This is a genomic window from Polaromonas sp. P4_F9 (assembly GCF_056401235.1).
Window position 1 is genome coordinate 63,679 of record NZ_JBFUJT010000029.1, and the last position, 12,318, is coordinate 75,996.

Sequence of the window (12,318 nt, forward strand, 5' to 3'; positions counted from 1 at the left end):
GGAACACGGCCGTGAGTTTTTTCACCATACTTTCCGGGATATTCGAGGGCTTCCAGATCACCGCACTGGTGACGGCACTTGGGCTTCTCTATGCAATTCCATTCGCGCTGCTCTTCGGAATATTCCAGCATTTTTCCAAAGGGGGGCTGCGCGGACTAGTCACCGCTATGATCGAGTTCTGGCGCAGTGCACCGGTGATCGTTCTGCTCTACGCCTTCTACTATTCCTTGCCCGCCTTCGGCGTCTATCTGTCTGCGATCGCCGTCGGCTCGATGGTGCTCGGCCTCAATATTGGCGGTTATGGTAGCCAATCGGTCAGGGCAGCACTCCAGGCTCTGGACCGGGGGCAATCTGAAGCTGGGCTCGCAATCGGCCTCACCCGTTTCGACGTCCTGCGCTTCGTCGAACTGCCGCAGGCGATCACGGCGATGATCCCGACCTTCATCAACCAAGCAATCCAGCTTATCAAGGGGACGTCCTTGGTCTCGCTCATTACGCTCACCGATATGACCTTCCGAGCCAAGCAGATTTCCCAGCTCGAATATAACCCCGTCGGCATCTATACAGGGCTCCTCATCGCTTACTTCATCGTCTGCTACCCAGTGACGATCATCGGCCGGCGGATTGAAATGGCGTTCGGAAAGAGCAGGGAGAAGATCAATGAATTTTGACGTCTCATTTGCAATTCGGATCGTGCCCGAGGTGCTCCAGGGGCTTGGCAACACGATCCAGGTGACGGTGCTGAGCTCAATCGGGGCAGCGCTCCTGGGATTCACCTGGGAGATTCTGCGCCGCTCTGCCAAGCCGATGCGCTATCTCATGCGCTTCGTCATTGATTTCATTCGGTCTACGCCGGTACTTGTGCAGCTTTACTTCATGTTTTTTGTGCTGCCCTACTACGGCATTGTGCTGCCGGCGATGTTCGTGGGCATCTTCGGGCTGAGCTTCTATTATTCAGGCTATCTGGCGGAGGTGTTTAAGGCCGGAATTGATGCTATCCCGCGCGGACAGTACGAAGCGGCGCACTCCTTGCGCCTAAGCGCCTTCGACACGATCGTCTTTGTTATCGCACCACAGATGCTGCGCAACATCGCAGCGCCCATGGGTAGCTACTTCGTCTCCATCCTCAAGTCGACACCTTACTTGGCGATCCTCGCAGTGCCGGAGATGTTGGGGAGCGCCTTCGATGTGGCCTCAGAAACCTACCGCTACGCCGAACCCATGCTTGTGGCGGGAATCCTGTTCCTGATCCTGGCGCTCACCGTAGCACTATTCGTCCAGCGGCTCGAAAAGCGGCTGATGCTATCGACACGGCGCTAAGCGCGTTTTTGGAGACAAATAATGAGCGCAACCATGCGTGCAATCAAGACTGGCCCGGAGCCGGTAGCGACGTCAGCCGAGCCTGTAGTCGAAATTCGTCATCTGTCGAAGTGGTTCGACGCCTTCCAAGTTCTGAAGGACGTTAATTTAACGGTACGCCATGGCGAGCGGATCGTCATCTGCGGCCCATCGGGGTCGGGAAAGTCGACGCTGATCCGCTGCATCAATCAGCTGGAGGTCCACCAGGAAGGGCAGGTGATTGTCAACGGCGTGGAGGTGGAGGCGGGCATGAGAAGCCTTCCATCTCTTCGCCGGGACATCGGAATGGTGTTCCAGCAGTTCAACCTTTTCCCGCATCTAACCGTCATTCAGAACTGCACCCTCGCTCTGACCCGTGCGAAAAAGATGAGCAAGGCGCAGGCGCGAGAGATCGCGATGCGGAACCTTGAGAAGGTCCGCATCCCCGAGCAGGCCGAAAAGTACCCGGCGCAACTGTCGGGTGGCCAACAGCAGCGCGTGGCGATCGCGCGGGCACTCTGCATGGCGCCGAAGATCATGCTTTTCGATGAGCCAACCTCTGCCCTCGATCCCGAGATGGTCAACGAAGTGCTGGAGGTGATGACGGCGCTCGCACTCGAAGGCATGACAATGCTTTGTGTGACTCACGAGATGGGCTTCGCCCGCAAGGTGGCAGACAGGATCATCTTCATGGACCAAGGTGAAATCGTCGAGGAAGCGCCACCGCAGAAATTCTTTAGCGCACCGGAGGCGGAGCGTAGCCGCCGCTTCCTCGAACAGATCCTGCATTAGCGCGCAGTCTTTCCCGACCAGGCCCAACTTCTGCGAAGCGCCGGGCCATTAACTAGAGATCGCGCTCACGTGAAGCGCGCTCAATTGCCGCGGGTGCGCGCACCGATGCGATTGGCGGGGAACTGACGTGGAGACACTAGCCGGTAAGCAAAAGGCTATTCATGCATGCCCTCCGCGAGAGCCTGCGACTCATCAGCGGCGCCGAAGGTGACCAGCGGCGCGCGCAACTGCAGCAATTGATCACCCAGCTGCGCACGCAGCTTACCGACCTGATCGCCGCGCACCCGACCCTAGGTTGGCAACTGGCGGACTCCAGCACCGCGATTCAGCCGCTGATCGTGGGCGACAACGCCGCCGCCCTTGCACCGATAGCGGCACTGGATCCGCAAGGCCTGTGGGTGCCGGCCATCCGTCCGCCCACGGTACCGGTGGGCACGGCCCGGCTGCGCATCACGCTCAGCGCCAGCCACAGCGCAGCGGATGTGCAGCGCCTGGTCGATGGCTTGGCCTGCGCCGCCCGGGAGTCGCCATGACAACACCTCATCCACTGCACGGCTGTTTCGTTACTGGCACCGACTCCGAGGTCGGGAAAACCCATGTCAGTGCGGCGCTGTTGCACTGGTGCGCCCAGCAAGGCTGGCGCAGCGACGGGCTCAGACCGGTTGCCGCTGGCACTGTGCTGATCGACGGCCAGCCGGTGAACGAGGATGTGCGGGCCTTGCGCGACGCTGATGCGACATCCGCCGCCATGGCGGCCTATCTGGACAATACGGCCCTCAGAGGGCATGTTTTCATAGCTTTCCCTTTTTTCTCTTCCCTCTTCATCTGAGAAACACCCATGACGACCATAGCCACCATTCCCGTTTCGTCCCTGCGTCGCGCGTCCGCGCTTTCTACCGCGCCGCCAGCACCGCTTCGCTGGCAGGTCGAAGACATAGCCGCCCTGTACGAACTGCCGTTGATGGATCTGCTGTTTCGCGCCCAGCAGGTGCATCGCGAGCACTTTGACGCCAACGAGGTGCAGTTATCCACTCTGCTGTCCATCAAGACCGGCGGCTGCGCCGAGGATTGCGGCTATTGCCCGCAATCGTCCCATTTCGAGACCGAGGTGAAAGCCAGCAAGCTGATGGCGCTGGCCGAGGTGATGCAAGCCGCGCAGGCGGCCAAGGCCCAGGGCGCCACCCGCTTTTGCATGGGCGCGGCCTGGCGCAGCCCCAAAGAGCGCGACATGGAGCGCGTGACCGAGATGGTGCGCGAGGTCCGGGCGCTGGGCTTGGAGACCTGCATGACACTGGGCATGCTTGAGGCCGAGCAGGCCCAGGCCCTGAAAGACGCCGGGCTGGACTACTACAACCACAACCTGGACAGTTCGCCCGAGTTTTACGGCGACATCATCAGCACCAGTACCTACCAGGACCGGCTCGACACGCTAGGCCATGTGCGCGAAGCCGGCATCAATGTCTGCTGTGGCGGCATCGTCGGCATGGGCGAAACCCGTCTGCAGCGCGCCGGGCTGATTGCTCAGCTGGCCAACCTCAGCCCTTACCCCGAATCGGTGCCTATCAACAACCTGGTCCCAGTGGGAGGCACGCTGCTGGCGAATGCCGCGCCGCTGGACCCGTTTGAGTTCGTGCGCACCATCGCCGTGGCCCGCATCACCATGCCCCTGACCATGGTCCGCCTGTCGGCCGGTCGCGAACAGATGGACGAAGCCCTGCAGGCGCTTTGCTTCGCGGCGGGCGCCAATTCGATTTTTTATGGCGACAAGCTGCTCACGACCAGGAATCCGCAAGCCGATCGCGACCGCCAGCTGTTTGAGCGCCTGGGACTCAATACCCAGGGCGCTCGCCCCACAGCGCAAGCAGCGAAGTAGACATGAACGCGGTAACCATGAGCGCAGACCTGAGGCCGCCAGCGCTGGCGCGTCCCTTCATGGATGCCGCGTTCCTGATCAACCCTTACCCGACTTACCAAGCCTTGCGGGAAGCCGGACCGATCCACTGGAGCGAGGAGTTTTTTGGCGGTGCCTGGCTGCTGACGCGTCACGCCGATGTCGAACTGGTGCTGCGCGACCCGCGCTTTTCCGCGCAGCGTACCGGTGGCTGGATCAAGGACCGCGAAGACACTGCGGGTGAACTGAACGGCTTTCAACAGCTGTTTGCCCGCGCCCTGCTGTTTCTCGACGCACCGGACCACCCGCGCATCCGCAAGGTGCTGCATGCGGGTTTTCGGCCGGATGTGCTTCAGCGGCTGGTGCCGCACATTGAGCCGGCGGTCACTGAGCTGCTCGACCAGGGGGAGGGCGCTGACTGCTTCGATTTCATCGAGACGGTCGCCCGGCCGCTGCCGGTGCGCGTGATCACGCTGCTGCTGGGCATCGAGAACCTCCAGTACGATGACTTCATGGCCTGGTCGGAGGATCTTGCCAGCTTCATCGGCGCACTGCAGCCCACGCGAGGGCAGGCGCGCCGGGCCCAGACCAGCCTGCTGGCCATGAGTCGCTATTTCGAGATCCTGCTGGAACAAAGGCGCCAAACGCCAGGCGACGATCTGACCAGCCGCTTGGTGCAGGCCGAGGCCCGGGGCGAGATCCAGGGTGGCGCCGAGCTACTCGCACAGTGCGCCATGCTGCTGTTTGCGGGTTTTGAAACCACCCGCCATTTGCTGGGAAGCGGCTTGCAGGCATTGCTGGCGCATCCCGATCAATGGCGGCGCCTGCGGCAGGCCCCCGAGCTGCTGCCTGGCGCGGTGCGCGAGCTGCCGCGCCACGATAGTCCCGTGCAATACACCGGACGGCGTGTGGTGACCGATATGGTGCTGCACGGCCAGCAACTGCGCCGTGGCGATCTAGTGGTACCCCTGATCGGCGCCGCCAACCGGGACCCGAGGCGTTACGCGCAGCCCGACGTTCTCGACATCACCCGGCGCGACGGCAGTTCGCTCTCATTCGGCTCGGGCCCGCACGTTTGCATCGGTGCGGCGCTCACGCTGATGGAAGCCGAGATCGTCTTCCGGCAATTGCTGCGACGCCGGCCCGAACTCAGCCTGGTCGAGGCCATGCCGCGCTGGATCGGCAACCCGCTCTACCGCGGTCTGGTGACACTGCCGCTGCGGCGCGGGGCGCCCGCCTAACCAACGACTCTCAAGCCCGCATGGCGTCGATCCGGCCGCGCAAGCGGTTCACGAAGGTCCCCCTCTGCAGCGGTGTCGACGAAGGCAATGAGTGTTTTCGTGGGCATACATAGCCGGTTCACTGTTTCAGTGCATTCAAGCGGAGCGCCATTACTTAATGCCCATCTACTGTGGTCTACGCTGTGGATAAATGCCTGAATAACTCGGAAATGTGGCGCCAGCAGTGGGTTTGCAGATCATGCTTAAGAAATAGGCAGTTGAGGTGGAGCTTCAGCATGACGAAATTAAGTGGTTGGGGGACACCGGGCCGCTTCAGCCCGTTCGTCCAGTTCGCGTACCAGCCGGCCGACGTGACGCGCAGCCAGAAGCCGGGGTTTAGGAAAGGTAGGGGTGCATTCGCTCTCCATTGAAAGGTCCTGAACATGATCAAATTCCGCGCACACACGTCGGCCATGCCGTATACCCAAGTCGAACTCTCTGCCTTAAATTTCCGTCCATTCCGAACGATTCTGGGTGAGGCGCCTCGTCCCGAAAAAATTCATGAGCCAACCCGACTACACACACTGATTACGCCCCTGCAATCTCGGCTCGATTGCCGTGATCTCCAAGCAGGGGATTGGAAGGTTGTGGAGCGCCTTATACGAGATTTGTTGGGCGGTTCTTTAACAAGCTACCAGCGCCAGTGGGACATCGAGCTTGGACGCTGGCGGATTGAAGTCAAGTTCAGCGCCGGAAGAGACAGAGCAAGTTGGAGCAACCTGCTGGGCGCGAATCATGATCGAAACTGGCACTACGTGATCCTCGTCTGGCGCCGTCGGCGGCCGGTGGAGGCCGATGACCCTCTAGACGCGAATTTCGTCTTCCTATTGATGTCTTGGGATGAGGTCTACCGCCACCTTTACCATGTCGATGGGGGAGGACAGTTCAACATAGCGGCCAGCCATCTCCAGGCACCGATGGCACGCCGCCGCAGGTTAGGCGACGAGGTGCCCGAAGCACTGCTCGCTTCCATCCGCACTGCTCAGGAGCTAAGAAGCTTTGCGCGTATGCAGGCACTGAGGGACCCTGGAACGAATGTCATCCGAAGACGGAGGCAACCTCACCGACAAATGAGGTCAGCCATGGCTCGGAGCTGCTAATTCCCCGGAATACAGTAGAGTGAAGTCCATCGCCCGCGCCGCCGGCGTCTGGAGCCAAGCGTCATAGCTGTCCTCCGACAGGATCACCACCATGCGCTTTTCGTCGGTCGCCTTGTGGAGCTGGCGCATGAGCGGGTGATCATCAGCGTTCACGGTCACCTCCCCTAGAAAAGCTCCCCGTCACCTATCGCGGGCGGCTTGCGCTAGAGCTGGCGACACGGTACAAAAAAACCTGTACTGGCGGCTACATGGTGGCTACATGACCACCAAAGAAAAAGGGCTCACTACTAATTTAATAGCAATGAACCCCTATCTTGATTGGTGCCGGAGAGATGAATCGAACACCCGACCTTCTCATTACGAATGAGCTGCTCTACCGACTGAGCTACACCGGCTTGGTATGAATTACAGCCCGCAATTATAGCCCGGAGTGGTAGCCGGTCACCCGCTCCACCTCATTTTTGGACCCGAGGATGACGCTGACCCGCTCGTGCAGCTTGCCGGGCTGGATATCCAGGATGCGCTGTTTGCCGTTGGTAGCGGCGCCGCCGGCCTGCTCGACGATCCAGCCCATGGGGTTGGCTTCGTACATCAGGCGTAGTTTGCCGGCCTTTTCGGGCTCGCGTTTGTCCCAGGGGTACATGAAGATGCCGCCACGGCTCAGGATGCGGTGAACGTCGGCCACCATGGAGGCCACCCAGCGCATGTTGAAGTCCTTGCCGCGCGGGCCTTCGGTGCCCTGCAGGCATTCGTCGATGTAGCGTTTCACCGGCGCGTCCCAGTGGCGCATGTTGCTCATGTTGATGGCGAATTCCTTGGTGTCTTCGGGGATGCGCACGTCTTCCTCGATCAGCACAAAGGAGCCCTGCTCGCGGTCTAGCGTGAACATGGCCACGCCGTCGCCCACCGTCAGCACCAGCGTGGTCTGGGGGCCGTAAACGCAATAGCCGGCAGCGACCTGTTTGTTGCCCGGCTGCAGGAAGTCTTTTTCTTCGACAACGGCATGATCACCGGGCTTTTTCAGCACGCTGAAAATGGTGCCAATGCTGACATTCACGTCGATGTTGCTGGAGCCGTCGAGCGGGTCGAACAGCAGCAGGTATTCGCCTTGCGGGTAGCGGTTGGGCACCGCATAGATGCTGTCCATTTCTTCCGACGCCATGGCGGCCAGGTGGCCACCCCATTCGTTGGCTTCGATCAGCACTTCGTTGGCGATGATGTCGAGCTTTTTCTGGACTTCGCCCTGTATGTTCTCACTGCCGGCCGTGCCGAGCACGCCGCCCAGCGCGCCTTTGTTGACGGCCTGGCTGATGCCTTTGCAGGCGCGGGCCACCACTTCAAGCAGCAGGCGCAACTGGGAGGGGATGTGACCTTCTCTGCGTTGCTGCTCAACCAGGTAGCGGGTGAGGGAAATTCTTTGGGACATGGTGTACTCCTGTGGTGTGTGGCGTTAGTCGGCCAGTGCGCGCGTGACGACTTCGAGCGTGTCCTTGCTCAGGTCGGTCTTGGCCGCGACCCGGGCAATCGCTTCGCGCGCGGCGCTTCGGTAAGGCTCGGCCAGTTTGCTCCAGCGGTCAAGTGCACGGGCCAGGCGGGCGGCAACCTGCGGGTTGATGGCGTCGAGTTCCATCACGCGGTCGCTCCAGAATACGTAGCCGGCGGCATCCGTGCGATGGAAGGCCGCCGGGTTGGCCTGGCAGTAGGTGCTGATGACGCTGCGGGCGCGGTTGGGGTTGCGCAGGCTGAAATCAGGGTGCTTCATGAGCTGCCTGACTGCGGGCAGGATGTTGCCGCCGCGGTCTGGCGTGCCAGCCTGCAGGCCAAACCATTTGTCGATGACGAGTGCCTCATCTTTGAACATGGCGTGGAACTTCGTCAGCGCTTGGGCCGCCAGCGGATGGCCGCTGGAGACCAAGGCGGACAGCGCGTTGAAGCGGTCGGTCATGTTGCCCGCATCCTTGAAGCGCTGCAGCGTCTTGCCGGGCCACACGGTATCGCCGGTGGTCATCGCGGCCAGGCAGAGCTGGGACAGGGCCATGCCCGCCAGCGCGCGGCGGCCTGACGAGGTGGGGTCGGGTGTATAGGCACCCGTGCCCTGGTTGGCTTCGTAGACCTGCTGCCAGTCACCGGCCAGTGCCACGGCGAGCTGCTGGCGCATGGCCTCGCGCACCGCGTGGATGCGCTGCGGGTCGACCACGTCGAGCTGCTCGGCCAGGTAGGTTTCCGAGGGCAGGGTGAGCACCAGTTCCTTGAACGCGGCATCCAGCCCGGGGCGGTGCAGCACGCTGCGCATGGCCGCCACATAGGCATCGTCGAGCGGCGCAGCCTCGACGGGGTAGGCGACGGCAGCGATTGACTTGATGGCGCGCCTGACGGCCAGCCGCTGGCCGGCTTCCCAGCGGTTGAACGGGTCGCTGTCGTGGGCCAGCAGGTGCAGCAGCTGGGCATCGGTGTAATCAAATTCCAGCACCACCGGGGCGGTGAAGCCGCGCAGGATGGACGGCACGGGCTCGGCATCGACATTTACAAAGGTCAGCGTTTCGCTGGCTTGCGTGAGCACTACGGTGCGGGATGTTCCCGCTGCGGCGGTTTCGTGGGCCAGTTGCAGGGGCAGGTCGGCTCCGTCGGCGCCCAGCAGGCCCAGACCCACCGGAATGACGAACGGCTCCTTCACTGCCTGGCCGGCGGTGGGTGCGCAGCTTTGGGACAGCGTCAGGGTGTAGGTGCGGGCGGCTGCGTCATGCACGCCCTGGGCATGCACGCGGGGTGTGCCGGCCTGGCTGTACCAGCGCTTGAACTGCGGCAGCAGACGCGCCAGGTCAGACTCCGGGTTGGCATCGGCAATGGCCTGTGCAAAGTCGTCACACGTGACGGCTTTCCCGTCGTGCCGCTCGAAGTACAGGGTCATGCCTCTGGCAAAACCTTCACGGCCTACCAGGGTCTGCATCATGCGCACGACCTCGGCGCCTTTTTCGTAGATGGTGACGGTGTAGAAGTTGCTGATCTCGATATAGCTGTCGGGCCGTACCGGATGGGCCATCGGGCCCGCGTCTTCCGGGAACTGGGCGGTGCGCAGCACGCGCACGTCTTCAATGCGCTTGACGGCGCGGGCCGACGCCTCGCCGCACAGGTCCTGCGAGAACTCCTGGTCGCGGAATACGGTCAGGCCTTCCTTGAGGCTGAGCTGGAACCAGTCGCGGCAGGTGACGCGGTTGCCGGTCCAGTTGTGGAAGTACTCGTGGCCCACCACGCTTTCGATGTTCGAATAATCGGTGTCGGTGGCCGTCGCCTGATTCGCCAGCACGTACTTGGTGTTGAAGATGTTCAGGCCCTTGTTTTCCATGGCGCCCATGTTGAAGTCGCTGGTGGCCACGATCATGAACCGCTCCAGGTCCAGCGGCAGCCCGAAGCGGGCTTCGTCCCAGGCCACCGAGTGCATCAGCGAGTTCATGGCGTGCTCGGTCTTGTCGAGGTCGCCGGGGCGCACATAGACCTGCAGCGTGTGCTCCTTGCCGGCGCGCGAGGTGATGCGCTGCTCGCGGCTGACCAGCTGGCCGGCCACCAGTGCAAACAGGTAGCTCGGCTTTTTGTGCGGGTCCACCCATTTGGCGAAATGGCGCGGGCCGTTGGTGCCGTTTTCCAGCATGCCCTGTTCCACCAGATTGCCATTGGACAACAGCACGGGGTACAGGGCCTTGTCGGCGCGCAGCGTGACGCTGTAGCTTGCCATCACATCCGGGCGGTCCAGGAAGTAGGTGATGCGCCTGAAGCCTTCGGCTTCGCACTGTGTGAAGAAAGAGTCGTTGCTGACGTAGAGGCCCATCAGCTTGGTGTTTTTGGCGGGGCAGGTGGTGGTGAAGATTTCCAGCTCGAAGTCATCGGGCAGGTTGTCCAGCACCAGCCGGTTGCCTTCCATCCTGAATGACGTGCCTTGTCCGTTGACCAGCACGCGGGCGAGATTCAGCTCTTCGCCGTCGAGCTTCAGGGGCTGGGCCGGCACATCCGGGTTGCGGCGCAGCTTCATCTTGTTGAGCACGCGCGTTTTGGCCGGGTCGAGGTCAAAACACAGGTCGACGGTGTCAATCCAGTAAGCGGGCGCCACATAGTCGGCGCGTTGAACTACCACGGCGGGCATCTGTCCGTTTTCTCTGTCATCTGGCATTTGCAGCATGTCGGGTTCCTGAAAAAATGGTTTGTTGTTGGTGATGAACGTCGGCGGCCGTCGTCAGACGCCCTGCTTCAGGGAAGCTTCGATAAACGGGTCAAGGTCGCCGTCAAGCACCTTTTGCGTGGCCGAGGTTTCGTAGTTGGTGCGCAGGTCCTTGATGCGGCTCTGGTCGAGCACATAGCTGCGAATCTGGTGGCCCCAGCCCACGTCGGTCTTGCTGTCTTCAAGCTTTTGCTGCTCGGCCTGGCGCTTGCGCATCTCGTGGTCATACAGGCGCGAGCGCAGGCGCTTCCACGCCACATCGCGGTTGCTGTGCTGCGAGCGGCCGTCCTGGCACTGCACCACGATACCGGTCGGGATGTGCGTCAAACGCACGGCCGAGTCGGTCTTGTTGATGTGTTGACCGCCGGCGCCGCTGGCGCGGAAGGTGTCGGTGCGCACGTCCGACGGGTTGATGTCGATCTCGATCGAGTCATCAATCTCGGGGTACACAAACACCGAGGCAAACGAGGTATGGCGCCCGCCGGAGGAGTCAAACGGTGACTTGCGGACCAGGCGGTGCACGCCGGTTTCGGTGCGCAGCAGGCCAAAAGCGTATTCGCCCTCGATCTTGATGGTGGCGCCCTTGATGCCGGCCGTGTCGCCCGCGGTTTCGTCTTCAATGGTGGTCTTGAAGCCCTTGCGTTCGGCGTACTTGAGGTACTGGCGCAGCAGCATGCTGGCCCAGTCACAGGCTTCGGTGCCGCCGGCGCCGGCCTGGATGTCCAGAAAGCAGGGCAGCGGATCGGCCGGGTTGTTGAACATCCGGCGGAATTCCATCTTTTCGACTTCGGTGGCCACCTTGCCGGCCTCGCCTTCAATGGCCAGCATGCCGGCTTCATCGCCTTCGCCCCTGGACATTTCGAACAACTCGGTGTTGTCGGCCAGCTCCTGCGTGAGCCGGTCGATGACATGCACCACGTCTTCAAGCGATTTCTTTTCCCGGCCTAGTTCCTGCGCGCGCTTGGGGTTGTCCCAGACCTTGGGGTCTTCGAGCGCGGCGTTGACTTCGTGCAGTTTTCGTTCTTTGGCAGGGTAGTCAAAGATACCCCCGAAGTTCGTTCACCCGGTTGCTCAGGTCTGCGAGCTGGTTGCCAATGATGTTGATGCGTTCTGCGTCCATGAGTGTTCAATCCTGAAGGGTAGGGGCCGTTTGGCCATTTTTGGCCATTGGGCGGTCTGGCGAATGATCTGGCGATTTATGCCACTTAACTCGTGATTTTCTCACGAGGATAGCCCCCACGCTCCAATACGGTTCAGTTAGCACAGCGCATGCAGTGCCGCTCATCTCCTTCCTCCGCTAGGGGAAGGCCGGGATGGGGGCTCGCGGCGTGGGCGTCGGGCCGCCGTGTTGACCTGGTCGCCGCTGGCCCCCACCCCAACCCTCCCCCGGAAGGGGAGGGAGTTTCACGGGTTCTTGACTGAACCGTATTGGGGTTAGAGGTCGAGTTGAGGCATGAATAGGCCGATGACGGCAATACGGTTCAGTTAGCACACCGCGTGCAGTGCCGCTCATCTCCTTCCCCCGCTGGGGGAAGGCCGGGATGGGGGCTCGCGGCGTGGGCGTCGGGCCACCGTGCTGACCTGGTCGTCGCTGGCCCCCACCCCAGCCCTCCCCCGGAGGGGGAGGGAGCTTCTCGGAGCACACCGCGCGCAATGCCGACATCTCCTTCCCCCGCTGGGGGAAGGCCGGGATGGGGGCTCACGGCG

The 12,318-nt window shown here is 61.9% G+C and carries 10 protein-coding genes, 1 tRNA gene and 1 pseudogene; 7 read left to right on the forward strand and 5 right to left on the reverse strand.

The window, feature by feature from the left end:
* Nucleotides 1-11: 11 nt before the first annotated feature.
* The 7 genes and pseudogenes from AC1DUB_RS21775 to AC1DUB_RS21805 all read left to right on the forward strand — a co-directional run bounded on the left by AC1DUB_RS21775 (nt 12) and on the right by AC1DUB_RS21805 (nt 5,262).
* Nucleotides 12-671 carry an amino acid ABC transporter permease gene (locus AC1DUB_RS21775; protein ID WP_477731269.1) on the forward strand — a complete coding sequence of 220 codons (660 nt, stop codon included), beginning with the start codon at nt 12-14 and terminating at the stop codon, nt 669-671.
* Nucleotides 661-1,320, forward strand: a complete 660-nt coding sequence (ehuD, locus tag AC1DUB_RS21780; protein ID WP_477731270.1) for an ectoine/hydroxyectoine ABC transporter permease subunit EhuD — start codon at nt 661-663, stop codon at nt 1,318-1,320. The genes AC1DUB_RS21775 and ehuD overlap by 11 nt, the downstream gene beginning before the upstream one ends.
* Before the next feature lie 21 nt (nt 1,321-1,341).
* Nucleotides 1,342-2,130: an amino acid ABC transporter ATP-binding protein gene (locus tag AC1DUB_RS21785; protein ID WP_477731271.1), complete on the forward strand. Its 789-nt coding sequence runs from the start codon at nt 1,342-1,344 to the stop codon at nt 2,128-2,130.
* A 164-nt stretch (nt 2,131-2,294) separates the two neighbouring features.
* Nucleotides 2,295-2,663 (forward strand): annotated as a pseudogene (locus tag AC1DUB_RS21790) (aminotransferase class I/II-fold pyridoxal phosphate-dependent enzyme); the annotation flags it as partial.
* Nucleotides 2,660-2,959 carry an ATP-dependent dethiobiotin synthetase BioD gene (gene bioD, locus AC1DUB_RS21795; protein WP_477731272.1) on the forward strand — a complete coding sequence of 100 codons (300 nt, stop codon included), beginning with the start codon at nt 2,660-2,662 and terminating at the stop codon, nt 2,957-2,959. The pseudogene AC1DUB_RS21790 and the gene bioD, both read left to right, overlap by 4 nt.
* A 9-nt stretch (nt 2,960-2,968) precedes the next feature.
* A complete protein-coding gene (gene bioB / locus AC1DUB_RS21800; RefSeq protein WP_477731273.1) occupies nt 2,969-4,003 on the forward strand; it encodes a biotin synthase BioB in 1,035 nt (344 codons plus the stop codon).
* Between the two features lie 17 nt (nt 4,004-4,020).
* Complete coding sequence (locus tag AC1DUB_RS21805; protein ID WP_477731278.1) at nt 4,021-5,262, forward strand: cytochrome P450; 1,242 nt, start codon at nt 4,021-4,023, stop codon at nt 5,260-5,262.
* A 1,115-nt stretch (nt 5,263-6,377) separates the two neighbouring features.
* Here AC1DUB_RS21805 and AC1DUB_RS21810 read toward each other — a convergent pair.
* The 5 genes from AC1DUB_RS21810 to prfB all read right to left on the reverse strand — a co-directional run bounded on the left by AC1DUB_RS21810 (nt 6,378) and on the right by prfB (nt 11,731).
* The gene (locus tag AC1DUB_RS21810; RefSeq protein ID WP_477731274.1) at nt 6,378-6,554 is read right to left on the reverse strand and encodes a hypothetical protein; all 177 of its coding nucleotides are present in this window, start codon (nt 6,552-6,554) and stop codon (nt 6,378-6,380) included.
* Between the two features lie 166 nt (nt 6,555-6,720).
* Nucleotides 6,721-6,796, reverse strand: a tRNA-Thr gene (locus AC1DUB_RS21815).
* A gap of 23 nt (nt 6,797-6,819) precedes the next feature.
* Entirely contained in the window at nt 6,820-7,827 is a 1,008-nt protein-coding gene (locus tag AC1DUB_RS21820; protein WP_477731275.1) for a class 1 fructose-bisphosphatase, read from the reverse strand.
* A 24-nt stretch (nt 7,828-7,851) separates the two neighbouring features.
* Entirely contained in the window at nt 7,852-10,572 is a 2,721-nt protein-coding gene (pepN, locus tag AC1DUB_RS21825; RefSeq protein WP_477731276.1) for an aminopeptidase N, read from the reverse strand.
* Nucleotides 10,573-10,626: 54 nt separating this feature from the next.
* A protein-coding gene (gene prfB / locus AC1DUB_RS21830) for a peptide chain release factor 2 (RefSeq protein WP_477731277.1) occupies nt 10,627-11,731 on the reverse strand; the annotation gives its coding sequence in 2 pieces (ribosomal slippage) (nt 10,627-11,649 and nt 11,651-11,731; 1,104 coding nt in all).
* Between the last annotated feature and the right edge of the window lie 587 nt (nt 11,732-12,318).

Coding starts and splice junctions, on each gene's coding strand:
- ehuD (WP_477731270.1), top strand. CDS start 661: ATGAATTTTGACGTCTCATTTGCAATTCGGATCGTGCCCGAGGTGCTC.
- AC1DUB_RS21785 (WP_477731271.1), top strand. CDS start 1,342: ATGAGCGCAACCATGCGTGCAATCAAGACTGGCCCGGAGCCGGTAGCG.
- bioD (WP_477731272.1), top strand. CDS start 2,660: ATGACAACACCTCATCCACTGCACGGCTGTTTCGTTACTGGCACCGAC.
- bioB (WP_477731273.1), top strand. CDS start 2,969: ATGACGACCATAGCCACCATTCCCGTTTCGTCCCTGCGTCGCGCGTCC.
- AC1DUB_RS21805 (WP_477731278.1), top strand. CDS start 4,021: ATGAGCGCAGACCTGAGGCCGCCAGCGCTGGCGCGTCCCTTCATGGAT.
- AC1DUB_RS21820 (WP_477731275.1), bottom strand. CDS start 7,827: ATGTCCCAAAGAATTTCCCTCACCCGCTACCTGGTTGAGCAGCAACGC.
- pepN (WP_477731276.1), bottom strand. CDS start 10,572: ATGCTGCAAATGCCAGATGACAGAGAAAACGGACAGATGCCCGCCGTG.